Below are 22,694 nucleotides of genomic sequence, written 5' to 3' on the forward strand. Positions count from 1 at the left end.
ACGGATCACCCCCTACCTGTGAACACCTCGCTTACACAGACAAGTTGACAGGCCCTGTGGCGGCGAACATTACCCACGCGGTCGTCGCCGCCGACACCCGCGTCCCCGCCCTCATCGCCGCCCTGGTCGCGTCGGTACCACCGCTGGTGCTGCTCGCGATGACGCATCTCACCGTCGAACTCACCCGCAACACCACACCCACCCCGACCATTCGAGAATCGACCCCTCCGCTGCTGGTAGCCGACGAGACCACCACGGCCACGTCGGTCGACGCCCCACACCGGTCCGAACAGGACGCAGCACCCGAGCCTCGGGACACGACGGCCGTGGCGCGGCCGGTGGCGACCGGCGGAGGACGGGGGCAGCGAGGAGATGCCCGGGTTCGGGCGATTGCGCTCGATGCGGAGGGTGTGTCGAAGCGGCAGATCGCCGCGCAGCTCGGGGTGCACCCCACGACCGTCGGCCGGTGGGTGAACGCACCTGACCGTCAACAGGACGGAGACCCCCATGACTGACCCCACCACCCCCGACCCCCAGCACATCGACCAACAGCGCCTCGCGGAACACGACCATAAGGCGGACGCGCAGACAGATACGCCAGCGACGCCAACGCCTGGTGACGTGGCCGAGGATGCGCGGGCGTCGGAGTTCGCCACTCACGGCGACCCCACTCTCGCCCGAGGGGGCGGTGCCGGTCCGATCTCGCCTCGTTCGGGGGTGCAGTGGGTGCGACCCACGGATCTCGCTGCCCGTGCCGGGGCCATCGTCTTGGACCGTGGGGCCGAGCTGAACACGCGCCTGCGGGACGCGGTCCTCGACGGGGTCCATGAAGGCCGCGCCCAGTTGCAGGAGCGTCTCGCCCGCCGCCAGGAGGCTCTGGATCCAGATCTGCGCAGTCCGACGAGCGCCCTGGGGCGTGGGGTCGGGAGGACGGGGGTGAGCCGGTGACCGCTGCCTGTCCCGGCACCACCCGAGTGCCGAACGACACCCACACCCCCTAAACCACCTTCCTCGCCGCCCGGCTGCTCACCGTCGCACCGGACGGCACCGCACAGATCCGCGCGAACGCGGCGAGTCTGCTGGCTCCGTGACGCCTCCGCACGGCCCTCGTGCCCGCGGTGGCGGTGGTCAGCGACCCCTTCTTCGGGGTTCGTCGGGATGGGTGTCGCACCTATCTGTTGACGGATCTCATCACGTTTCAGGAGTCGCTTTGAACCACCACACATCCACACCCACATCGGCGGAACTGCCGCTGCCGGATTTCCGCACGAGTGAGGGGCTGCGCGAGCTGCTCACCGAGCTGAACGAGCACAACGCCTGGGCCACCAGCCCCGTCGCCGCAGAGCTCATGCTCTACGCCACCGGACGCGCCGATCGCAAAAGCCTGGCACCGCGACCCCGCCGACGCCGCCTACGAGGCATTCCTCGCGATGCGACAACCCACCACCCTGCGCGCGGATGATCCCTGGGCGGTGATCACGCGGGCCGTCGCGCTCGGCATCGCCGCCGAGGTCCACGCCGACCGGAACATGACGTCGCAAGACAAGGCGCGGCGGCCGTCGAAACGGCCCGCGGAGGAGCCGATGCGGGCCGGGCACTACGAGGAGTTCTTCTACGACGTCCACCCCCACGCCCACCCCCTCCACACCGACGGTCACGGCGGGGAGGACCGGTCGGTGGATCGGGTGATCCGCGCGACCTGCGTGTTCCTCGTCCTCACCGACTGGCCCGCCCGTCCCGTCGAGCAGGCCGTGGACTACATCGCCCACCGCATCACCGGCCTCTCATCCGGCAGCTCCGCGCTCGAGATCGTCGCCAAGGAACTACACATCGCGATCCGCCTCGGCTACACCCCCGACGAATGGGCAAGCCTCGTCCGCCTGGTCGTCGGGACGAAGACCGGGCGGCGCAAGAGCGGGGACTACGGGCTCTTCGCCCGGGTCCTGCTCGGTGACGATGTCGCCGACCTGCTCCGCGACGAGACCCTCGTCGAAACCTCCCGCCGGATGGCCTCCATACCTGACGAGCAAGAGGGAAACGGGGGCGAGTCGTGAGTCGGGGGCATTTGGTGTTGGAGCATGCGACGGATCAGATCATCGATGGTCACTCCTACCGGCGTGATCTGGGGGATCTGGAGGAGTTGACGGAGTCGATCCGTCGGTTCGGGTTGCTGTCACCGATCGTGATCACCACCGGCAACGTCCTCATCTCCGGCAACCGCCGACTCGCCGTCATGCGCACCCTCGGGCACCGCACCGTGCCCGTGTGGGTTGTGCAGGGTGTCTCGGACAAGCTCTCCACTGTTCTTGCGATCCAGGACGAGAACACCCTCCACAAGATGCTCACCCCCATCGAACAAGCAGAGCTCTACGAGGAGCTCAAGCAGCTCTACGCCGAAGAAGCCGAACGGCGTGAGACCGCGACCAGGTTCGGTTCCGAGACCCGCGACGAACGAATCGCGCAGGCCCAAGATGCCGCGCCACAGGGTGGAATGCACGGGGGTGTTGATTCAACACCCCCGCAGCAGACAGGAGCTACTGGTGGAGGAAAGACACGGGTACAGGCAGCGAAAGCGGTCACCGGCAGGGACTCGCACTCGATGCTCGATCAGGTCGTGGAGCTCAAGCAGATTGCCGCGTCCGATGCCGAGCATCCCGAGGTGCGGCAGGCCGCCGCCGAAGCCCTCCTGGAGTTGAACACGGATGGGAAGGTCAACGGACGCTACCTGCGGGTGAAGCTCCTCCAAGCACTCAACACCCTCGACCGTTGGGCGGTCGACCCGGACGAGCCCGACGCAGTCCGAGAGGCGGCGGCGGCAGAGCTCGAGGTGGTGAAGGCGCAGGAGCATCCCAAGGATGCGATGAAGGAAGCGACCCGGGCGCTTTCCCGGGTGGGGCAGTTGCGGAAGGATGCTGCCGCGCTTGCTCCGCGGGAGGGGTGGAAGGACGCGGACCCGTTGCTGCGGGAGAAGCATGCCATCCGCAAGCTCGTTGATCTGCTGCGTCGGGAGCACGGCTGGTGGGACCGTTACAACCCCGAGGACTTCGGAAGGTACGCCGACGGGGAGCAGTGGGAACTCGTCGAGACCTACATCACCGAAGCAGGCCGCTTCCTCGACCATGCACGAGAGGCCCGTGCGGGGCGGGAGGAGGCCGGCGATGCCGACGTTTGATAACCCGTCCCAGGACGCGGACGAGCTCGCGCAAGCCGCGCGCGGACTCGCGTATGCGACCCGTCAGATCGAGACCCCGCAGGAGACGTATTACGTGCTCGGGTCGTTGCATCTGGCGTTGTCGCGACTCCAGCAGGGGCTGCAGCAGCTCGCGGCCTGGCATGAACGGAACGCGCCGTTCGCCGCGACCGACGACGGTGACCGGGCGGCGGGGCACGATCACGCGGTGAAGGCGGGTGGGTGGTTGTCGGTTGCCGCTGCCTCCACGGATCAGGTGGTCCAGCTCGTGATGAAAGCCCACAGTGAGAACGGGCGGATTGCCTGGCAGTCCGAGGCCGCGCCGACACGACTTGCAGGGCTCGCCGACGTCCTCGCCGAGCGGGAAGCGGCACTCGCGCCCGACCCCCCGGCAAGCGGACACACCAGCCAGGGCACGGGCCTCACCCGCTGAGCGCGGAGCAGACGGCGGGCGGGCGGCGCACCTATCGGGTGACCCCGCCCGCCCTCTTGCTGGAAGGCCCCGCCCCATGTCCTCTCCTCACTCCGACGACCAGCAGCGTCGTCGCCGTCTGATCATCACTCTCACCGCAACCGGGCTTGTCATCGCGGTGCTTGCCGGGATCGGCATCTACGGCCTCATCACCGGCCCCCGCGACGCTGATGATCCCGGGAATCACACCCCGAACTCGTCCACGGCACCGGTACACCCCACCGACCCGAACGGACAACCGGAAGAGGCCGAGTTGCCATCCCTGCCGCGCACGAACAACCCCGAGACCTACGTGCGTGCGGTCGCTGGGGCGCTGTTCGACTGGGACACCTTCACCCTGCTGACGCCTTCGGATCACAGAGCGGTGTTGATCGAGGACGCCGACCCGTCCGGTACCGAGACGCCGGGTCTGATCGCGGACCTGGACGGGTATTTCCCGTCGGCGTCGACGTGGCGGGATCTTGCCGAATACCGCACCCGCCAGCACATCGAGATCGACCGCATCTACATCCCGGAGCAGTGGGAGGAAGTCGTCGCCGCCTCCGGCGGGCAGATCGCCGACGGCACGGTGGCCTACACGGTCGAGGGCATCAGGCACCGGGACGGCGTCTGGTACGACGACCCCGTCGAAAGCTCGCATGCGGTGGCGTTCACGGTGTTCGTGTCCTGTGAGCCGGTGTTCGACCGGTGCCATCTGCTGCGCCTGTCCGAACTCGACAACCCCCTCCGATAGGACGGGGCACGGTCATGAAGAAGTTCCTCGCTGCCGCAGCCACGTTCATGATGCTCGCCCCCATGCTGGGGCTACTCAGCATCGGCGTGCTCGTGAACCCCGCCGTCCTCAACCAGGGGAACTGCATCGCCAGCGGTGTCGTCCTCGGCCCGATCCCCGACTCGCTCGAGGTCACCATGAAAGACGGATACACCTTCACGTTGAACCGGCAGCAGCTCACCCACGCCGGAACCATCATCACCGTCGGCAGCAGCATCCCCGGGGTGGGGCGGGACGGGATTCTGATTGCGTTGATGGCGGCGCTGACGGAGTCGACGCTGCGGCAACTCGCGAACACCGGCACCTACCCCGAGTCCGGGAACTATCCGAACGACGGCAACGGGTCCGACCACGATTCGCTGGGTCTGTTTCAGATGCGCCCGCAGTCCGGGTGGGGCACGGTCGCTGAGCTCATGGACACGACCTATCAGGCGCGGGCGTTCTATGGCGGACCTGACGGCCCCAACTATCCCTCACCGCGTGGGCTGCTCGATATCCCGGGGTGGCAGCAGATGGACAAGGGCGAAGCCGCCCAAGCCGTCGAAGTGTCTGCGTACCCGGATCGGTATCAGAACTACGAGCCCGTCGCCCGCACCATCCTCGACACCCTCACCCGCAGCGGTGGTGGTGTTCCTGGGGACACGAACATCCCGGAGACGGGCCGGTTGGTGTTTCCTCTCCCGGAGGGCAGTTATGTGCACACGTCGTCGTTCGGGCCGCGGGTCCACCCGATCACCGGGGAACTGCGCCTGCATGCGGGGACAGACTGGGCTGCCCCCGACGGCACCCCGATCTTTGCTCTCGCCGACGGCCTCGTCACCTACGCCGGGATGGTCGACGGGTTCTCCGGGCAGATCACCATCGAGCACACCATCGGTGGTGAGAAGGTCGCGACGAAGTACATCCACATGTGGGCACACGGCATCCACGTCACCACTGGTGACCGGGTCACCGCAGGGCAACACATCGGCGACGTCGGATCCTCCGGCCAGTCGACTGGCCCGCATCTGCACTTCCAGATTCACCCCGGCGGCGCGAACGCCCCCGCCGTCGACCCGGAACCGTGGCTCGCAGAACACGGCGTGGAAGGCATCGACGCCCCGGTCGGCGGCGGGCCGGGCTGCACCACCTGACCAGAGCGACCCCTGAACCCGGGTGGGTGGCGCACCTGACCGGTGCCCGCCCACCCCGTTTGTCGTGAGGAGAACCGCATGCCCACCACCGTCTTGGCCCTGATGTTGTTACCGGCCGAGAACGTCTACCCGGACCTGTCCGGTGTCGGAGGCCGCTCGACCCTCATCGAGATCGTCGGTGCGCTGCTGACGATCGTGTTGATCGTCTCGGTGCTCATGCTGGTCGTCTCCGGGATCGTGTGGGCCGTGTCCTCGTCGGCCGGGAACCCGCAGACCGCCGCGAAAGGGAAAGTCGGGGTGTTCGTCGCCCTCGGAGCCGCCGTTCTCGCAGGCGCCGGGGTGACTTGGATGAACTTCTTGTTGAGCCTCGGCGACACCCTCTGAGCCGGGTCGCACGTTCCGGCATCGCACCTGTCCCAGTGACCCCGCACGACCGGGTACGGGGCGATCGTTTGTGAAGGAGCCACCCATGCTTGCCGTTCTCGACACTCTCACCGCCATCAGTGCGGTGCTGCCCGCGAACATCGACATCTCCCCGAACGACTCCGGCCTGCCCGGTATCGCCGCGCTGCGGACCGTGGTGGGGGCGGTGATGACGATCGGGCTGATCCTGTCCGTCCTCGCCCTGATCGTCAGTGCTGTGGTCTGGGGCTTCGGGTCGAACTCGTCGAACCCGCATTTGGCGTCGCGGGGGAAGGTCGGGGTGCTGATCTCCTGCGGGGCCGCGATCATCACTGGCGCGTCGGTGACGCTGATCAACTTCTTCTGGAACGTCGGCCAGACCGTCTCCTAACCACCACCCCGAACCCACGGAAGGGAGGGGTGTTGTGGCTGGTATCTGTGACGTCCCCATCATCAGCAACGTCTGCGACGCCGTCGGCGAAGGCGCAGCCACCCTCGTCGCTGCACCATTCGACTGGCTCGCCCAAGCAATCGGGCACGCTGCGTCCTGGATCTTCCAGGGCGTGTGGGCGCTGTTCGACTCCACCACCCTGGTCGACATCACCGGGGCCGGGTATGTGGGCGTGTACAACGTGATGTTCGGGATCGCGATCTTCCTCATGCTGATCTTCTTCTGCCTCCAACTCATCACCGGACTGATCAGACGCGACCCGACCGCCCTGTCCCGCGCCGCCCTGGGCTTAGCGAAGTCGGTGCTCGGGTCGTTCCTCGTCATCACATTGACGGCGACACTGCTGGAGATCGTCGACCAGCTCTCGATCGGGATCATCCAGGCCACCGGGACCACGTTGGAGGAAATGGGCGGGAAGATCGGTGTCCTGGTCGCCGGGCTCACCGCGATCAACCTCGCCGCACCAGGAGCCGGGGCGATCATCACGATCTTCCTCAGCTTCCTCGCGATCTGCGCGGCAGCAATCGTCTGGTTCAGCCTCCTCATCCGCAAAGCGCTCATCCTCGTCGCCGTCGTGATGGCACCGATCGCGCTGTCGGGGGCGTCGTGGGATGCGACGAAGGGGTGGTTCGGGAAGTGGGCGTCGTTTGTGCTCGCGCTGATCTTCTCGAAGCTCGTGATCGTGGTGGTGTTCCTGGTGGCGATCAATCAGGTCAACGCGCCGATCGACATGGACCTGTCCTCGATTGCGGATCCGATCGCGGGGATCGTGCTGATGTTCATCGCCGCGTTCGCCCCCTACATGGTCTACAAATTCATCTCCTTCGTCGGCTTCGACATGTACCACGTCATGAGCGCAGAGCAGGAGTCGAAGCAGGCCATGAACCGGCCCCTCCCGCTCCCCGGGAAACCCGACGGTGGCGGCCCGCAGAAGATCCTCGACGCCGGGGGCGGAGATGGCAAGAGCGACGGTGGCGGTGGTGGTGGGAATCCGCCGCCACCGAGTGGTTCACCGCAGCCCGCTGCCGGAGCACCTGCGGGAGCGAGTGGCGGCACGGCCGCAACCTCGGGTGGTGCGGCGGCAGGCTCGGGTGGTGCAGCGGCCGGTAGCGGCGGCGCTGCCGCAGCAGGCGGTGCCGGGGCAGGAGCAGCTGCTGGCCCGGTCGGGATCGCAGCTGTCGCCGGGGCGAAGATCGCCAAGGGTGCAGCGGAGGCCGGCCCGAAGCTCGGCGGCGCGATCGGCCGCACCGCCGACAACCACGCCGGAGCCGCCAGCGAGGGGCAAGCCGCCCCACCACCCCCGGACCAATCCGTACCGCCCGCACAGCCCACAACACCGGCCCCGAACGCGCCTGCGCCGAAGCCACAGACGCCGCCTGGGAACGACGGCGGTGGGCAGGCTCCGCCGCCACCGAAGCCCACACCGAAGACCTGAGGCAAGAGGACCGGCGTCGGAGAGGAGGTGAAGCACTCCGTCATCTGGGCGGTGGCCCGTGAACAACACACCCCGGATAGTCAGCCAGCGACCTGACCCGAGCGGGTGGTTCACGGGCCACCGCCACCTGTTGGTGTCCGTACCTGACCGGCGACCCCGAACACCCACCGCGTCAGGAGCACCTTATGGCAAGCACCGCGTCCACCCGCACCGAGTTCGAACTGTCAGCGGTGAAGTTCTCCCGCCTCACCCGACGCGGCATCATCCTCGGCCTGTCCCTCCCACAAGTCATCGCCCTCTCCGTCGCGGTCGCCGTGTTCATCGCCTCGCTCTACACCGGTGGCCCCGCAGCCCTGTACACGTCGCCGATCTGGGGCACCGCCACAGCTCTCGCCTGGGTGCCGGTCGGGGGCCGGAAGCTCGTCGAATGGGTGCCGATCACCCTGCACTGGGTCCTCCGGCAGGCGCTCCACCAGACCCGATACCGGCGTCGCGTGGCGAAGCCTCGTCCGGCGGGGACGCTCGCGCTGCCGGGAGATGCGGCACCATTACGCCAGTACGAGGATCCCGAGAACGGTGCGGTCATGGTCCACGACCCACACGGGCAGACATTGACCGCGCTGGTGGAAGTGACCCATCCCTCGTTCATCCTCCTCGACCCGGGCGAGCAAGAGCGCCGCGTCCACGCCTGGGGCCGCGTGCTGTCCACCGCGTGCCGGTCCACCCGGATCGCCCGCCTCCAAGTCCTGGAGCGCACCGTCCCTGACTCCGGGTCGGGGCTCGCGCAGTGGTGGGCCGAGCAGGGCAATGATGACGACTCCTGGGTCGCCCGCACGTACCGGGAGCTCATCGACCGGGCCGGCCCCGCAGGCGAACGCCACATCTCCACCATCTCCCTCTCCCTGGACATGAGAGCCGCGTCCCACGCGATACGCACCGCAGGAGGCAGCCTCAAAGGTGCTGCCGTCGTACTCAAGCAGGAGATGGAGACCCTCACCACCGCGCTGCGCACCGCAGACCTCAAACCCTCCGATTGGTACACGCCGGGACAGCTCGCCATCATGCTCCGCAGTGCGTACGACCCCGCGATCGCCGCCACCCTGGAACGCTCCGGCGAGATTGGACAAGACCTCGCGACGGCTGGCCCCGTCGCGGTGGAAGAGACCTGGGACCAGCTGCGCTCCGACAGCGCACATCACGCGGTTTTGTGGATCAGCGAGTGGCCCCGCTCGCTCGTCTATCCCGGGTTCCTCGCCCCCGTGCTGCTTTCCAGTGGGATCCGGCGCGCGTCCACGCTGCTGTGTGACCCGATCCGCAGTGATCAGGCAGCACGCGATATCCGGAAGAAGAAGACCGAGTACATCAGTGATGCGGCGCAGCGGCAGAAGGTCGGGCAGATCGAAGATGCCCAACAGTCCGCCGAGTACCAAGACGTCCTCCAGCAGGAAGCTGACCTCACCAGCGGCCACGGCGTCCTCCGCTACACCGGACTCCTCGCCGTCTCCGCACCCACCGCCGACGAGCTCGAAGCCGCAGTCTCCGCGATCGAGCAGGCAGCGATCCAGGCGTCGTGCGAAACGCGCAGGTTGGTCGGGCAGCAGGCGCAGGCGTTCGTCGCGGCAGCGCTGCCGCTCTGCCGAGGCATCTGAGACGTGAGGCGTACCTGACCGGTGTCACTGCACACTCCGTCGGAAGGCCACCCCTCATGGGACAGCACACCAGCCCGAAGAAGCTCTACTCCACCGTCCTCGTCGAGGACGGCACCGGCCGGAAGAACCGCAAGACCCGGGAGCGCGCCGCCCGGCAAGTCATCGCCCGCGAGCACGCCGAGCAACGCGCCGCGGAGAAGGCGAAGCTTGCCGCGGAGCGTGCCGAGGCACGGTCGACGAACTATCTCCCCAGGAGCGGCGAGCCAGGGGCGGCGGCGCTCAGGGCGTATCGGGGGTTTCGGGTGCCTGCGCATCAAGACACCTCGGCCGCATTGCAGGGCGCCTACCCGTTCCTCGCCGAAGGAGGCCTCGGCTCCCAGGGCGTGTTCGTCGGACAGGACATGTACTCCGGCGGATCCTTCGTCTACGACCCGTGGGTGCTCTACCAACGGGGCATCATCACCGCCCCCAACCTCGTCCTCGCCGGCATCGTCGGCTCCGGGAAATCCTCCCTCGCCAAGTCCCTCTACACCCGGTCCATCCCGTTCGGTCGCCGCGTGTACGTCCCCGGTGATCCGAAAGGCGAGCACACCGCCGTCGCAGAAGCGGTGGGCGGGAAGGCAATCGTCCTCGGGCACGGGTTACGGAACCGTCTCAACCCGCTCGATGAGGGTTACCGGCCCGGCGGGCTCTCCGACGCGGAATGGGCGTCCACGGTTGCGTCGCGCCGCAGGGATCTGATCGGAGCGTTAGCGGAGACGGTGTTGGAGCGGTCGTTGTCGCCGTTGGAGCACACGGTGATCGATATCGCCCTCCAGGCAGTTGTCGCGAGTAACGATGTGCCGATCTTGCCGATGGTCGTCGACCGCATCCTCACCCCCGACCCCACAGACGACGAACGCCTCGCCGAGGACGGGCGGATGGTCGGCCACGCGCTGCGTCGCCTTGTCTCCGGCGACCTCCAAGGCCTCTTTGACGGGCCGTCGACGGTGACGTTTGATCCGACGTTGCCGATGATCACCCTCGACCTGTCCCGCGTCGTCGAAAACTCGACCCTTATCTCCGTGTTGATGACGTGTTCATCGGCGTGGATGGAGTCCGCGCTGCTGGATCCGAACGGCGGGCAACGGTGGGTGGTCTACGACGAGGCGTGGCGGCTCATGTCGCACCCGGCGTTGTTGAAGCGGATGGACGCGCACTGGCGTCTCGCCCGCCATTACGGGATCGCGAACCTGCTGATCTTTCACAAGCTCACCGACCTCGACAACGTCGGCGACCACGGCTCCGCCATGCGCTCCCTCGCCAACTCGTTGCTGGCGAACGCGGAGTCGCGGATCATCTACCGGCAAGAAGCCGACCAGATCGGCACCACCGGGAAGACCCTCGGCCTCACCGGCACCGAACAGAAACTCCTCCCGTCCCTGGGGACGGGGCAGGGGTTGTGGCGGATCAAAGAATCGTCATACGTGGTCCAGCACCAACTACATCCCGAGGAATATCGGGCCTTCGACACGACCCAGCGAATGACCCAGGTTTCCCGCGAGTTCACGAATCCAGAACGCTCTGGAGACCTGTCTTGAGCGTAGACGGCCATGCCCCGGAGCACCAGGCCTCACGTGGTTCGGACGGGTTGTCGGAGGAGGAGTTGGTGCCGAACATGATGGCGCTGGATGACGGGTTGCATCGGATCGAGCAGCAATCCCAGGACCGCCTGATCCTGTTGGATGAGGATCCGGTGACGTTCGGGGCTGGGCATTTCGTGCTGTATCCCTTGCACGGCTCGTCGCCGCGGTTCGCGATCGAGGAGCAGTACCCGCCTGGGGTCGACTGGTCCGACGAGGACCGAGTCCCGGTGTTCTGGACGTGGGCATCCGAGGCTCGGCTACCGCAGTCGGATGGGAGCTGGGCGTGGGTGACGCTCGCCGAGGGTGAAGTCGCCTCCGGTGACTCTGAGACGTTGCTGCAGATCGCCGGTGGGTGGGCGGACGCGCTGGGCGAGCTCATCGCCCGGGAAGAAGCCCTCACCACCGACCCCATCGCCGATGACAGAGTGGGGCGTTCGGGGCCGGGTCGCACCTTCCTGACATGACCCCTCGACGCCGTCACCAGCCCCGCACCCAGCAGCCCTCCGTGACCCCGAAACCGGGGGTGGTGGTGCCTGCGGTGTTGCCGCAGATCCTCCTCGAAGCCGTGAACGCGGACATGCTGGTCGTGACGGTGAACGGTGACCGTCTCGCCGCGACCCCGATCCGCCGAGACGAGATCACGGGGACGGTGACCGAGCTCGTCGCTCGGCTCGGGTCAGCGACTCGGGTGGAGGTGCGAGAACTGGACGGCAGTGTCCATGCGGACATCCTCACCCCGCCCACGCCGGAGTCGCGGTCGCCGTTCGCTCCACCGGACGACCATGCGCCCGCACCTGTGACGGTGCCGAGCCTTCTGGAGTTCACCGCGGACGGGTTCGTGCCCGGTGAAGACGTTGCCGTCGCTCTCATCCTGCGCCACAGCTCCGCTGGCCCGACCGGGACGGTACGCGCCTTGATCGATCGTGGTGAGCAGCCCAGCATCCGCGGTGAGGTGATTCTGCTGGGGCGGATCTCCGGCACCACCTCGGTGCAACAGATCGGCTGACCGTCCGCTGGTCGTCGTACCTGTTGTCCTGACCCCGCCGCCTTCTTTCTGCGGGGTCGGGAAGGTGCGTTCATTGTGTCTGGTCCTGTGCAGGCGAAACCCGCCAACGACCTCTTCATCAACCTCACCCTCGGATCCCTCGTCGCCGCCGCCGTGTTCACCGGGATCCTGCGGGTCGCGGGTTCCGCGGCCGCGTTCCTCACCGGCCTGCCCGAACCGGCCGGCGGATTCACGACCGGGATCGCCGTCCTCGCCACCCCCGCAGACCCCGGGGTGGCGCTCGGCGCGGAAGGCCTGAACCCGTTCGCCTACTGGGCCGTCGTCACCCTGCTCCTCGGCGTGCTCGGGACGGCAGGGTTCTTCGTGGTGCGGGCGGTTCACCGTGCCCGGTCGAAGACAGACCCGCACCGTCTCGCGGGGACCGCGACCGCCGCCGAGGTCGCCCGCGTCGCGTCACCGAAAGCGCTGGTGAAGAAGGCTGCGACGTTGCGGCCCTTGCTCACCGAGAAGCCTCACCCCGAGGAGGTCGGGTATCTCCTCGGTACCGGGAAGGGCGGACAGGTCTGGGCGACGGTCGAAGACAGCATTCTGCTGATCGGGCCGCCCCGTTCAGGGAAGGGGTTGCATGTGGTGATCAATGCGATCCTCGACGCCCCCGGAGCCGTCATCACCACCTCCACACGCCCGGACAACCTCACCGCGACGTTGAAAGCACGGGAGCAAAAAGGGAAGGTGGCGGTGTTTGATCCGCAGCAGCTCGCCCCGGGGTTGCCTGCGGGGATGCGGTGGTCGCCGGTGCGGGGCTGCCAGGATCCGCTGACGGCGATGATCCGCGCGAAAGGCCTCGCCACTGCCACCGGGTTCGGCGGTGTCCAGGACGCCGGGTTCTGGGAAGGGAAGACCACCGCCGCGATCCAAGCCCTCCTTCATGCTGCCGCTCTCGACGGTAGGGGTGCGAAGACCCTGTATCAGTGGGCGTTGAACCCGACCCTCGCGGCCGACGCCGTCCGCATCCTCTCCTCGCATCCGGGAGCGGCAGAAGGATGGGCGGACTCGCTGGATGCGATGGTGCAGGCAGACCCGCGGACGAGGGATTCGATCTGGCAGGGTGTGTCCCTCGCGTTTTCTGCCCTCGCCGATCCCCGCGTTCTCGACGCCGTGTCCCCGGGGCCGGGTGAGGAGTTCGACCCGGAGGAGTTTCTCCTCGGCAACGGCACCCTCTACCTCCTCGCCACCGGTGCCGGCGCCGGGGCGTCGTCCGCGCTGGTCGCGGCGTTCATCGAAGACCTTGTCGAGACGGCTAGGAAGATCGCCGCCCGGTCACCGGGTGCACGCATGGACCCGCCTCTGTTGCTCGCGTTGGATGAGATCGGGAACCTCGCGCCCTTGCCCAGTCTGCCGACGTTGATGGCGGAAGGTGGCGGCACCGGCATCACCCCACTCCCCGTGTTGCAGTCCCTTGCGCAGGCGCGGGAGAAGTGGGGTGAGAACCAAGCGAACGCGATCTGGGACGCCTCCATCGTCAAAATCATCCTCGGCGGAGCCTCCAACTCCCGAGACCTGCAAGACCTCTCCACATTGATCGGCGACCGCGACGAAACCACCGACAGCGTCACGACAGACGCGTATGGGGCGCACTCGTCACAGCGGTCGATCCGGCGTGTCCCGATCCTGCCCCCGGACGTGCTCCGCACGCTCCCGTTCGGGACCGGGGTGGTGATGCTCCGCACCGCACGCCCCATCATCACCACCCTGCGCCCCTGGCCATCCCGTGCCGACGCGAAGCAACTCCGGGCAGACCGGGGCGAGGTCGAGCAGCTGCTGCAGAGCGGTGCCCGATAGCACCGGGGTGGGGCACGTACCTGTCCGGTAGCCCCCGCAGTCGCGGGTGTGAGACCGATAGGAGTACTCGCTGATGACCATCCGCACCAAGCAGTCCCTCTCCGGATTCGTCGCCACGGACCCGGAGCCGACGTTCACACGCAACGGTGACGTCCGCGTCTACATGCGCGTCGGGCAGCCGCAGGCCCGGTTCGAACAGGACGGCACATTCACCCAGCTCGAACCGGAGTACACCGACCTGGTGATGTTCCGGCGCTCCGCGGAGCTCGCCCACGAGCAGTTCCGCAAGGGCGACAACTTCATCGCCGAAGGCGAAACCCTCACCTACACCGGCAGCGACGGCACCGAACGGGAGCAGTTCGTCGCGTCCCGGATCGGGCACGACAACAACCTCACCCGCTACACCGTCGACCGCACCCCACCCGAACGCGACACCCCGCACCGCGAGACCCCCGCGCGGGAACAGGTGCAGCAGGCTCTCGCCGAACGGGAAGCACAGCTCGACCCGGAACCACCCGCGGCGACCAGCGCTGCTTCCGTGCAGCGCGACGCGGTCGCCCGATAAGCCGCGGGTGCGGCGACCAGCAACCCCACCACCTCCACCTGGCCGCCGCACCCGCCTTCACTTCGCCGCATCCTCCGCGGCTCTCCTTCTTCGCCTCGTCTTGTTCCGGGAGTTCTGATGACCACCGACAACCCCACCCCACCCGACCTGCCCGATCCCGATCCGTCAGGCTCGGACCCGATCGTGCAGGGGCCTGACTTCGACGGCATCGACCTGTCCGGGCTCCCCGCCGACATCGCCGACAAAGCGAGAGCGTTCGCGAAGCAGACCTTCCAGGCGGACCTGGCGAAGTCACTCACCGCGGTAGCGCGCCCCATCAACTGGCGCACCCTCCCACCCGCAGACCTCGAAGCAGAGCTCCTCGAGCTCAACGCCTGGGTCGATTGGCTCCGCCACACCTACGGCCTCCCCGCACAGGTCATCCCGCCGATGTGGCACCGGCACCCCGAACTCCTCTGGGAACTCTCCGCCCTCCGCCAGCACTGGCTGTTCTGCTTCGACCCCCAAGCGAAGGGCAACCAAGCCCTCGCCTGGCACCACGACTTCTCCCTCGCCAGGGAGCGGTTGCGGGACTGGGTCACGATCTCCGGCACCCGCCTCGACCGCGACCGCCCCACCCGCATCACCACCTGGCCCGGCGGGGAATCCGAGGACTGGACCGAGCCCGACACCGCCGAACGCCTTGTTGTGAAGCGGACGGAGGACTTTCTCGCGTTCGTCGCCGAGCAGGTTGCCGTGCGGCGTGAGGAGCAGGACGCGGTCATCCGGAAGGTGATCTCGGAGGAAGAGCAGGCCGGGTGATGGCCGCGAGGCGTCGCCCGTATCAGCGGAAGACCGGGTATGTGCCGCAAGCGGAACGCTCGTACGGGATCCGGGTGGTGCACCGGGAGCGTCCGAACATGACTGCGCTGACGGAACTGTTCGTTCGGTTCACCCTCGCCGAAGCCCACGCGAACCGCGCCACCGACGCCGAGCCGGTGATCGTGCGACCGGACGTGTTGAAACCCGGCGCGGACCGGGATCTCACTGCCGAAGGAAGGTAACATCACCACCCGCCCAGAACAGGCACTGGCGGGGAGAAAGTCGAGGAACCCCGCCATGCTGTATCCCACTGACACGACCACACCACCCGCCGTTCCGTCTGCGGAAACGCTGCTTGCTCCCGCAGTGACCTACCTGCGGGTCTCGACGAAGGAGCAGGCCACCAAGGGCGGACGCGACGAAGGGTTCTCGATCCCGGCGCAGCGGGCCGCGAACCATGCCAAAGCCGACACCCTTGGCGCGGCCATCGTGAAAGAGTTCGTGGATGCGGGGGAGTCGGCGAAGAAAGCCGACCGTCCCGCGTTGCGGGAGATGATCGCGTACGTCAAGGCGCACAAGGTGGCGTACTGCATCGTCCACAAGGTTGACCGGCTCGCCCGCAACCGTGCCGACGACGTCGAGATCCACCTCGCACTCCGCGAGGCCGGCGTGCTGTTGGTGTCGGCGACGGAGAACATCGATGAGACCCCGTCTGGGATGCTGCTGCACGGGATCATGTCCTCGATCGCGGAGTTCTACTCCGTGAACCTCGCCAACGAGGTCATGAAAGGCCTCGTCCAGAAAGCCTCCACCGGCGGCACCCCCATGCGCGCCCCGATCGGGTACCGCAACACCCTCCACCGCGACGACCTCGGCCGTGAAGTGCGCGGCATCACCCTCGACCTCGACCGGGCACGCCTCGTCAAGTGGGCCTTCACCGCGTACGCGTCCGGGAACTACAGCCTCGCCCAGCTCCGCACCGAACTCACCCAGAAGGGACTGCGCAGCGTGCCGACGCCGAAACGCCCCGCACGTCCGCTCGGGTTGTCGTCGGTGCATCGGATGCTGCAGAACCCGTACTACAAGGGCGACGTCGTCTACCGCGGCGTCCGCTACGACGGTGCCCACGAACGCCTCATCGACCCCGAGATCTGGTATCAGGTGCAGTCCGTGCTCCGCGCCCACGCCCAGTCCGGAGTCCGCACCCAGAAACACGACCACTACCTCAAAGGCACCCTGTACTGCGGCCGGTGCCGCCAACGGATGACGATCATCCACGCGAAGAACCGGCACGGGAACATCTACCCGTACTTCATCTGCCTGGGCCGCAACAACAAGCGCACCACCTGCGACATGCCCTACGCCCCAGTCGACCGGGTCGAGCAGCTCGTGGCCGACTACTACCAGCGGATCACCCTCACCCCAGCGATGACCGACGCGCTCCGGGGGATGCTCACCCACGAGTTCGATCAGCTCACCGCGGGCACGAACCAGTCCATCCGCGATCTCACCGAACGCCGCAAGCAGATCCACTCTGAGCAGGACAAGCTCCTCGAAGCCCACCTCGCCGACGCGCTGTCCCTGGACCAGTTGAAGAAGTTCCAGACCCGACTTCGCGCCGAACTCGACGGGATCGAAGCACAGATCGCCGAGCACCACAACGACTACCAAGGAGCCCGCGACCTCATCGACGGAGCCCTCGACCTCGCCCGCGACTTCGCGACGATCTACGAACGCTGCGACGACCAGAACAAGCGCCTCGCGAACCAGACCTTCTTCACCCGCATCTACCTCAACGAGGGCGACACCCTCGCCGCAGACACCGCAGCGCCCTTCGCCACGATCCTCGACGAGACCACGAAGCAGCAAGCCCTCACCTGGGCCGAAGCACGCTCGTCCTCAGACGAGGAGAGCGATGCTGTAACCCAAGACCTGTTTCTTCAGGCCCGGGTTACAACATCGCTCATTGAGTGCGCGAGAAGGGACTCGAACCCTCACGCCCTGGGGCACTGGAACCTAAATCCAGCGCGTCTACCGATTCCGCCACTCGCGCGCCCGCCCAGCCTATCTGCAGCCGCCGGATGCTCCGGGTAGGCTCGTGGGGCTGGTGGCGCGATGCACCTCGCCCGTCCTGGGCGACCGCAGCCTCCACCTCGTCGTTCCCGATCCCCAGCATCACAGGAGTCCCCCATGAGCGCCCTCGCAGGCAAGACCGCCGTCGTCACCGGTTCCTCCCGAGGGGTCGGCGCCGCCACCGCGAAGCTGCTCGCCGACCAGGGCGCCGCCGTGGTCATCAACTACCGCCAGAAGGCACCCCGCGCGAAGAAGGTCGTCGCGGAGATCGAGGCCGCCGGCGGCAAGGCCGTCGCCGTCGGCGCCGACCTCACCGAGGCCGAGGGCGTCGACACCCTCATGCAGACGGCCATCGACACCTTCGGCAGCCTGGACCTGCTGGTCCTGAACGCCTCCGGCGGCATGGAGGCGGACCTCGGCGAGGACTACGCGATGCGCCTGAACCGCGACGCGCAGAACGATGCGCTGACGGCGGGCCTCGAGCGGCTGTCCACCGGCGGCCGCGTGGTCTTCGTGACCAGCCACCAGGCGCACTTCATCGACGACGTCGAGACCATGCCCGAGTACGAGCAGGTCGCCAGGTCCAAGAACGCGGGGGAGAAGGCGCTGACCGCGCGGATCGGTGAGATGTCCGAGAAGGGCATCTCCTTCGTGGTCGTCTCCGGCGACATGATCGAGGGCACGGTCACCGCGACCCTGCTGAACCGTGCGCGTCCCGGTGCGCTCGAGGAGCGGCGAGAGGCCGCCGGCAAGCTGTACTCCGTCGAGGAGTTCGCCGCCGAGGTGGCGGCGATGGCCACTGCCGACGTCGAGACCGGCCACGTGGAGCTCGTGGGCGGCGCCGACGACTTCCTGGCACGCACCCAGGGCTGAACCGACCGGTTCAGCCAGACGACCCCAGAATCACGCCTGATTCCCGGCTGGTCACCTCGCGACCTCCTGCTCGCGATACGATCAGCGGGATCAAGCCCTGACGACCCCCGGAGGCAGTGGTGGCCAAGAAGAACAGCCTGGACGACATGCGCGACGAGGCCTACCGGCGGCAGGACAACCTGGCGTCGGACATCGACGAGCTGGTCGACCGTGTGAACCCGAAGAACGCGGCGACCCGCTGGAAGAACGAGCTCGTCGGTTCGGTGAAGGGTTTTTCCGACGCCGGTGACGACAAGTCCGCCTCGACGCTCCCGATAGCGATCGCAGGCGGCGTCATCGGCGTGGTGCTCATCGGTGCAGGAATCGCTGCGGCGATCGCCCTCTCCGGTGGTGACGACAAGCCCGCGAAGCCGTCGAAGACTGCGAAGGCCGCGACGAAGAACGTCAAGAAGACGTCGAAGAAGGCCTCCGAGCAGGCGTCTGCGCAGACGCAGAAGGCGAAGGCCTCGGCAGCCAAGGCCAAGGCCGAGCTCGACAAGGCTCTCGCCACGGCGAAGGCCCGCGCAGCCGGCGACTGACCTCACGGGGCAGTCCCCGGCGGACGATTCCCGCACCGCGCGCCCGACGGCGCCGGTCACCTCGGTGACCGGCGCCGTTCGCTGTGTGCAGCTCGCCCGCCCCTCACCGGGTCCTGAGCTGTGCCGCGTCCGCTCCTGGCCTGCTCCGGGCCTGTTCGTCGTGGTCCCCTACAGCTCGCCGTCCACGAAGAGCCAGGTGCCGTCCTCGCGCACAAACCGGGAGATCTCGTGCTGCTCCTGGCCGCCCTGCGGGGTGCGGGCGACGGCGGTGAACTCCACCGTGCCTGCGTCGTCGAAGGGACCGCCTGCCGAGGTCGTGAGGATGGACAGGTGCACCCACCGCGTCCCGTCCTCGAGCGAGTCCGCGAGCTCGTCGCGGTCCGGGCGCTCGCGCGGGTGCCAGGACCTCAGGAGATGCTCGACGTCCCCGACCGCGAAGGCGGTGTAGCGGGACCTCATGAGTGCCTCCGCGGTGGCGGCACGGCGTTCCTGACGCAGCACGGGGCCGCAGCAGGCTCCGAAGGTGTCCCCGCGCCCGCAGGGGCAGCGCGTCTCGTCGGCCGGGGGAGTGCGCGTCGTGCTCATCCCTCGAGTATCTCGCGCGGGGAGGTCAGCTGCGGGACCAGCCCGGCGTGGACGGGCCCACCGTCGGCCGCCAGCCGGTCTCGGACATGAACCGCACGGAGGAGACACGCAGCGAACGACGCTGCGTGTCCAGCCTCGTGCCGACGATGGCCTGAGTGATCTCCGGGTAGAACTTGGCGGGGTTCTGCGCGCCCGCCTCCATCGCGAGATCCTTCGCCCAGCGTGCCTTGGTGATCGGCTCGCCGCCGACGTTGTAGAAGCCGCTGTCCGCCCGGAGGGCGGCGACGAAGGCGCGCCCGGCATCCGTGTGATGCAGCAGCGTCACGTAGTTCTCCGGCTTGCCCAGCAGGATCGGGTCGCCCTCACGGGTGGCCTTCAGCGCGTGCGTCGTGTGGGGGTCACGGCCGAACAGGAGTCCCAGTCGCAGCACGACCGCGCTGCGGCCGGCGGCCGCGAAGTCCACGGCGGCGCGCATCTCGGCCACGCGCGGGCGGAACGCCTGGTTGCGCACGCTGAGCGGCAGATCCTCGCCGATCCACTCCGACCCGTTGTCCGGATACAGATAGATCGTGGATTCCTGGATCAGCTTGCCCACGCCCGCCTGAGCCGCGGCCTTGGCGATCGCGACGGAGGCCTCGAGGTGGAGCTTGTCGTCCTCCCGCCAGGCGAGGGGGCGCAGCCCGGCCATGCCGACCGGCACGTGGGCGAGGGTGTTGATGACGACGTCGTACCCGCGGAACGCGCGCGCGAGATCCGAGGCGTCGAAGACGTCGGCCACGACTGCCCTGCCGCCGCGGCCCTCGATGATCGGAATCCCGGAGTCGCGTCGGGTGATGCCGGTGACCTCATGCCCGGCGGCGACGAGCGCCTCCACAGCTTCCTGGCCGAGCACGCCTGTGGCGCCGGTGACCGCGATCCTCACGCTGACCTCCTTCACCGACGGCCTGCTGACCCTCGTGCGTCGAACTTCCTGGGAGGAGCAAGTCTATGCGATCGGCCGCGCCCGCTCCGTCAGGTCCGCGGACGGGAGGTGTTCTGTCAGCTCGCTCACAGAGGGTCCTCTCGAGTTGGCGACTCGGAGGGTGGGGGGTAATGTTTCTTCCTGTTCGGCGCCATTAGCTCAGTTGGTTAGAGCAGCTGACTCTTAATCAGCGGGTCCGGGGTTCGAATCCCTGATGGCGCACCGACAGTCGAAGCCCCACCGGTTCTCCGGTGGGGCTTCTTCGTGTCCCGGAACAGTCCGAGGCCGTCGAAGATGTCGCCGACGGGTACATCGAAGTAGCGCGCGAGGGTGGCGACTTCGCCTGCCTTCCAGGGAGTTTCTCCCTTCAGCTTCGCGAACACCGATGCTCGATGGATGTTCAGGACAGGGGCGAGGTCGGCGTTCTTGAGTCCGGTGCCGGCAGCCAGTGCCCGCACGGCTGCTGAGATTCGGGCGTCATCGTCGACATGCTCTTCCGTGTCTGGTCGTTCATTAATCGCGCTCATGCAGGTAATCCTATTCCACTGACGCGTAGATGCACAGACTGGTCGTGCATGCATGTTGCCGAGTCGGATAAACGCGACTATGGTCATGTGTCATGACTCCCAACGCTGACCGCGCAGACCTACTCCTCAGGCAAGCAGGGCATGGCGGGCTGTGGGAGTGGGCGATGGAGCAACGACGCTCGGTGCGCCCTCCCAACTGGGGGGAGCTGGCCTATCGGCTCGTGGTGGACACGGATGGAGCAGTCCAGGTCAAGGGCGAGATGCTGCGGAAGTGGCTGCTAGCCGCGGAGTCTGAGCGTGGCACCGTCTCCTCGAGCGATCAGGCGTGAGGGCGAGCGCTGATGTCTCGCAACGGGATGAGCGACGACCAGGGCTTCTGCACCTTGCTCGAGCGGCTGGCTACGGATCCTGCTGGATGGCAGGGGCAGGCTGGCGCGGACTTCGTGGAACTGATGAGTGACTTGCTCCAGCGCAAGTCAGCTTGGATCCAGGCGCAGGTTGGTACGAGCGGGGTCATGGCTGATCCCTCAGATGTCCTCTCCGAAGCAGTGATGGTCGTGAGCGGAACGGCCGGCGTGGACCTCGAAGCCAACGTGCGACGGATCCTGGCGATGGACAACCCCCTTGGGTACGTCGTGGCTGCTGTGTCGGCGAATACGTCTCGCGCGGTGCTGTCTGAGCGGATGGGCGTGGAAGCTCGGCAGGTACGGGCCGGCCACACTCCGGTCACTCACCTCGAGGGCATGAGTGAACCTTCGGGGGCAGCCTTCCTGGAGCGCAGAGATGTGGTTGCAGCGTGGGCGCGAAGCCCGCAATCGACAGAGTCTGGACCTCCCCGCGTATCGCGACAGTTCGCTGGCTTGCTAGTCGGGAGGTTCCAGATTCGAGCTATCGCCGTCCGAACCGCGCTGGACGTCGCAGCAGACATCGCAGTCGCGGACGACGCGGGCGCCGGGATGACGAGCGCAACCACGCGCCGGCGTTTGTCGCGCTTCTGCAGTGAGAGCGCATCGATGGCTCGGGTAGGTCTGAGCAGGCGCCAAGTGCGGGCGATGGGGTGGCTGCTGTTCGGGACCGAACGGCATCCCGAATGGTCCCTCCTCGCCGAATGTGCTCGTGCCGAGCGGGCTCGAGATGCGATCACTGTGACCGCCTGGCAGGCGCGTCAAGCCCGGGAGCTGCGCCATCCGCGACGGTCTCGAGGCGGGACGTCAGCAGGTCGCCTGCAGCCCGAGCTTTTCGACCCCGAGGCATCTCCTCGCCGCACGCAAGTCGTGAGGCGCAGTGCCTGAGCAAAACGGAGCGCCGACCCAATGGGCCGGCGCTCCGGAAAGACGGATTCGGAACTTCAAAGGTTTGGCGGCCTGTTCCGAGTCCTAGTCCCCATCAATCAAGAAGATCGACAGGAGGTGTACGGCTCATGGTACGTCGGAGTGTGACAGCCGATCAACAAGCGGCGTGGCTGCTCGCGTGGTCGATCGCTGGTCGGTCTCGGGTGCGGGTCGGGCGTTGGGACGGCCGGAGAGACAAGTGGGAGTACTCCACGCGCGATGAGCGGGATCTGACGGACGAGGTGCCGGGGAAGCCGGCTGCGGCGCTGCTGTACAACTCTCACGGCATGTGCCGGACGTTCGTGGTCGATGTGGACGTGCCCGGTACTGCTGGCCGTCAGGTGCTGCATCAGATCGTGGCTCTGCTGGAGATATTGTCAAGACCTGTGGATGAGGAGTTTCAAGCGGCTTGCTGATCCGCCT

The 22,694-nt window shown here is 67.4% G+C and carries 25 protein-coding genes, 2 tRNA genes and 2 pseudogenes; 25 read left to right on the forward strand and 4 right to left on the reverse strand.

The window, feature by feature from the left end; translation table 11 throughout:
- Positions 1-44: 44 nt before the first annotated feature.
- The 20 genes and pseudogenes from INT49_RS19485 to INT49_RS19580 all read left to right on the forward strand — a co-directional run.
- Positions 45-515 carry a helix-turn-helix domain-containing protein gene (locus INT49_RS19485; RefSeq protein WP_193119412.1) on the forward strand — a complete coding sequence of 157 codons (471 nt, stop codon included), beginning with the start codon at positions 45-47 and terminating at the stop codon, positions 513-515.
- Complete coding sequence (locus tag INT49_RS19490) at positions 508-948, forward strand: hypothetical protein (RefSeq protein WP_193119413.1); 441 nt, start codon at positions 508-510, stop codon at positions 946-948. The genes INT49_RS19485 and INT49_RS19490 overlap by 8 nt, the downstream gene beginning before the upstream one ends.
- A gap of 262 nt (positions 949-1,210) precedes the next feature.
- Positions 1,211-1,462, forward strand: coding sequence for a hypothetical protein (locus INT49_RS19495; protein ID WP_193119414.1), 252 nt, complete (start codon positions 1,211-1,213; stop codon positions 1,460-1,462).
- Positions 1,431-2,054 carry a hypothetical protein gene (locus tag INT49_RS19500; RefSeq protein ID WP_193119415.1) on the forward strand — a complete coding sequence of 208 codons (624 nt, stop codon included), beginning with the start codon at positions 1,431-1,433 and terminating at the stop codon, positions 2,052-2,054. The genes INT49_RS19495 and INT49_RS19500 overlap by 32 nt, the downstream gene beginning before the upstream one ends.
- Positions 2,055-2,068: 14 nt before the next feature.
- Positions 2,069-3,172 (forward strand): ParB N-terminal domain-containing protein, encoded by a 1,104-nt coding sequence (locus tag INT49_RS19505; RefSeq protein WP_319021708.1) that lies wholly within the window; start codon positions 2,069-2,071, stop codon positions 3,170-3,172.
- Positions 3,159-3,623 (forward strand): hypothetical protein, encoded by a 465-nt coding sequence (locus INT49_RS19510; protein WP_193119417.1) that lies wholly within the window; start codon positions 3,159-3,161, stop codon positions 3,621-3,623. The genes INT49_RS19505 and INT49_RS19510 overlap by 14 nt, the downstream gene beginning before the upstream one ends.
- A 157-nt stretch (positions 3,624-3,780) precedes the next feature.
- Positions 3,781-4,395, forward strand: coding sequence for a hypothetical protein (locus INT49_RS19515; protein ID WP_319021709.1), 615 nt, complete (start codon positions 3,781-3,783; stop codon positions 4,393-4,395).
- Positions 4,396-4,409: 14 nt separating this feature from the next.
- Positions 4,410-5,567, forward strand: coding sequence for a M23 family metallopeptidase (locus tag INT49_RS19520; protein ID WP_193119419.1), 1,158 nt, complete (start codon positions 4,410-4,412; stop codon positions 5,565-5,567).
- A 78-nt stretch (positions 5,568-5,645) separates the two neighbouring features.
- On the forward strand, positions 5,646-5,951 hold the full coding sequence (locus tag INT49_RS19525; RefSeq protein WP_226851035.1) for a DUF6112 family protein: 306 nt from the start codon (positions 5,646-5,648) through the stop codon (positions 5,949-5,951).
- Between the two features lie 85 nt (positions 5,952-6,036).
- Positions 6,037-6,360, forward strand: a complete 324-nt coding sequence (locus INT49_RS19530) for a DUF6112 family protein (protein WP_193119420.1) — start codon at positions 6,037-6,039, stop codon at positions 6,358-6,360.
- 34 nt (positions 6,361-6,394) lie between these two features.
- Entirely contained in the window at positions 6,395-7,855 is a 1,461-nt protein-coding gene (locus INT49_RS19535; RefSeq protein WP_193119421.1) for a conjugal transfer protein TrbL, read from the forward strand.
- A 185-nt stretch (positions 7,856-8,040) separates the two neighbouring features.
- Positions 8,041-9,504, forward strand: a complete 1,464-nt coding sequence (locus INT49_RS19540; protein WP_193119422.1) for an SCO6880 family protein — start codon at positions 8,041-8,043, stop codon at positions 9,502-9,504.
- 56 nt (positions 9,505-9,560) lie between these two features.
- Positions 9,561-11,084, forward strand: a complete 1,524-nt coding sequence (locus INT49_RS19545; RefSeq protein WP_193119423.1) for an ATP-binding protein — start codon at positions 9,561-9,563, stop codon at positions 11,082-11,084.
- A gap of 77 nt (positions 11,085-11,161) precedes the next feature.
- Positions 11,162-11,593 (forward strand): hypothetical protein, encoded by a 432-nt coding sequence (locus INT49_RS19550; protein WP_193119424.1) that lies wholly within the window; start codon positions 11,162-11,164, stop codon positions 11,591-11,593.
- Positions 11,590-12,135, forward strand: coding sequence for a hypothetical protein (locus tag INT49_RS19555; RefSeq protein ID WP_193119425.1), 546 nt, complete (start codon positions 11,590-11,592; stop codon positions 12,133-12,135). The genes INT49_RS19550 and INT49_RS19555 overlap by 4 nt, the downstream gene beginning before the upstream one ends.
- Before the next feature lie 75 nt (positions 12,136-12,210).
- Positions 12,211-13,977, forward strand: a complete 1,767-nt coding sequence (locus INT49_RS19560) for a TraM recognition domain-containing protein (RefSeq protein WP_193119426.1) — start codon at positions 12,211-12,213, stop codon at positions 13,975-13,977.
- A 73-nt stretch (positions 13,978-14,050) separates the two neighbouring features.
- Entirely contained in the window at positions 14,051-14,542 is a 492-nt protein-coding gene (locus tag INT49_RS19565) for a single-stranded DNA-binding protein (protein WP_193119427.1), read from the forward strand.
- A gap of 117 nt (positions 14,543-14,659) precedes the next feature.
- Entirely contained in the window at positions 14,660-15,343 is a 684-nt protein-coding gene (locus INT49_RS19570) for a hypothetical protein (RefSeq protein ID WP_226851037.1), read from the forward strand.
- Positions 15,344-15,441: 98 nt separating this feature from the next.
- On the forward strand, positions 15,442-15,585 hold the full coding sequence (locus tag INT49_RS19575; protein ID WP_193119428.1) for a hypothetical protein: 144 nt from the start codon (positions 15,442-15,444) through the stop codon (positions 15,583-15,585).
- A 55-nt stretch (positions 15,586-15,640) separates the two neighbouring features.
- Positions 15,641-16,687, forward strand: a pseudogene (locus tag INT49_RS19580) (recombinase family protein); the annotation flags it as partial.
- 627 nt (positions 16,688-17,314) lie between these two features.
- On the opposite strand, the gene INT49_RS19585 reads toward INT49_RS19580, so the two are convergent.
- Positions 17,315-17,396: transfer RNA gene (locus INT49_RS19585), tRNA-Leu, on the reverse strand.
- A gap of 137 nt (positions 17,397-17,533) precedes the next feature.
- Between INT49_RS19585 and INT49_RS19590 the strand changes: the two genes are divergently transcribed.
- Both INT49_RS19590 and INT49_RS19595 read left to right on the forward strand, forming a co-directional pair.
- Positions 17,534-18,289 (forward strand): SDR family oxidoreductase, encoded by a 756-nt coding sequence (locus INT49_RS19590; RefSeq protein WP_193119429.1) that lies wholly within the window; start codon positions 17,534-17,536, stop codon positions 18,287-18,289.
- A 119-nt stretch (positions 18,290-18,408) separates the two neighbouring features.
- Positions 18,409-18,867, forward strand: a complete 459-nt coding sequence (locus INT49_RS19595; protein WP_193119430.1) for a DUF3618 domain-containing protein — start codon at positions 18,409-18,411, stop codon at positions 18,865-18,867.
- Between the two features lie 168 nt (positions 18,868-19,035).
- Here the strand turns inward: INT49_RS19595 and INT49_RS19600 are convergent, their stop codons facing one another.
- Positions 19,036-19,452, reverse strand: coding sequence for a YchJ family protein (locus INT49_RS19600; RefSeq protein ID WP_193119431.1), 417 nt, complete (start codon positions 19,450-19,452; stop codon positions 19,036-19,038).
- Positions 19,453-19,477: 25 nt separating this feature from the next.
- Complete coding sequence (locus tag INT49_RS19605) at positions 19,478-20,374, reverse strand: NAD-dependent epimerase/dehydratase family protein (protein ID WP_193119432.1); 897 nt, start codon at positions 20,372-20,374, stop codon at positions 19,478-19,480.
- A gap of 187 nt (positions 20,375-20,561) precedes the next feature.
- Between INT49_RS19605 and INT49_RS19610 the strand changes: the two genes are divergently transcribed.
- Positions 20,562-20,635: transfer RNA gene (locus tag INT49_RS19610), tRNA-Lys, on the forward strand.
- 80 nt (positions 20,636-20,715) lie between these two features.
- Here INT49_RS19610 and INT49_RS21670 read toward each other — a convergent pair.
- Positions 20,716-21,027: pseudogene (locus INT49_RS21670) on the reverse strand (helix-turn-helix domain-containing protein); the annotation flags it as partial.
- A 5-nt stretch (positions 21,028-21,032) separates the two neighbouring features.
- On the opposite strand from INT49_RS21670, the gene INT49_RS19620 reads away from it, so the two are divergent.
- Entirely contained in the window at positions 21,033-21,269 is a 237-nt protein-coding gene (locus INT49_RS19620) for a hypothetical protein (protein ID WP_193119433.1), read from the forward strand.
- 1,106 nt (positions 21,270-22,375) lie between these two features.
- Positions 22,376-22,687 carry a hypothetical protein gene (locus INT49_RS19625; protein WP_193119434.1) on the forward strand — a complete coding sequence of 104 codons (312 nt, stop codon included), beginning with the start codon at positions 22,376-22,378 and terminating at the stop codon, positions 22,685-22,687.
- Positions 22,688-22,694: the final 7 nt, after the last annotated feature.

Origin of the sequence: Brachybacterium tyrofermentans, from assembly GCF_014897585.1 — a bacterium.
GTDB classification, from domain to species: Bacteria; Actinomycetota; Actinomycetes; order Actinomycetales; family Dermabacteraceae; genus Brachybacterium; species Brachybacterium tyrofermentans.

Bases quoted from the DNA above. Each gene is read 5' to 3' on its own strand.
- INT49_RS19575 (WP_193119428.1), top strand. From the start codon at position 15,442: ATGACTGCGCTGACGGAACTGTTCGTTCGGTTCACCCTCGCCGAAGCC.
- INT49_RS19510 (WP_193119417.1), top strand. From the start codon at position 3,159: ATGCCGACGTTTGATAACCCGTCCCAGGACGCGGACGAGCTCGCGCAA.
- INT49_RS19520 (WP_193119419.1), top strand. From the start codon at position 4,410: ATGAAGAAGTTCCTCGCTGCCGCAGCCACGTTCATGATGCTCGCCCCC.
- INT49_RS19620 (WP_193119433.1), top strand. From the start codon at position 21,033: ATGACTCCCAACGCTGACCGCGCAGACCTACTCCTCAGGCAAGCAGGG.
- INT49_RS19530 (WP_193119420.1), top strand. From the start codon at position 6,037: ATGCTTGCCGTTCTCGACACTCTCACCGCCATCAGTGCGGTGCTGCCC.
- INT49_RS19570 (WP_226851037.1), top strand. From the start codon at position 14,660: ATGACCACCGACAACCCCACCCCACCCGACCTGCCCGATCCCGATCCG.
- INT49_RS19555 (WP_193119425.1), top strand. From the start codon at position 11,590: ATGACCCCTCGACGCCGTCACCAGCCCCGCACCCAGCAGCCCTCCGTG.
- INT49_RS19545 (WP_193119423.1), top strand. From the start codon at position 9,561: ATGGGACAGCACACCAGCCCGAAGAAGCTCTACTCCACCGTCCTCGTC.
- INT49_RS19600 (WP_193119431.1), bottom strand. From the start codon at position 19,452: ATGAGCACGACGCGCACTCCCCCGGCCGACGAGACGCGCTGCCCCTGC.
- INT49_RS19525 (WP_226851035.1), top strand. From the start codon at position 5,646: ATGCCCACCACCGTCTTGGCCCTGATGTTGTTACCGGCCGAGAACGTC.
- INT49_RS19550 (WP_193119424.1), top strand. From the start codon at position 11,162: ATGATGGCGCTGGATGACGGGTTGCATCGGATCGAGCAGCAATCCCAG.
- INT49_RS19500 (WP_193119415.1), top strand. From the start codon at position 1,431: ATGCGACAACCCACCACCCTGCGCGCGGATGATCCCTGGGCGGTGATC.
- INT49_RS19590 (WP_193119429.1), top strand. From the start codon at position 17,534: ATGAGCGCCCTCGCAGGCAAGACCGCCGTCGTCACCGGTTCCTCCCGA.
- INT49_RS19565 (WP_193119427.1), top strand. From the start codon at position 14,051: ATGACCATCCGCACCAAGCAGTCCCTCTCCGGATTCGTCGCCACGGAC.
- INT49_RS19490 (WP_193119413.1), top strand. From the start codon at position 508: ATGACTGACCCCACCACCCCCGACCCCCAGCACATCGACCAACAGCGC.
- INT49_RS19540 (WP_193119422.1), top strand. From the start codon at position 8,041: ATGGCAAGCACCGCGTCCACCCGCACCGAGTTCGAACTGTCAGCGGTG.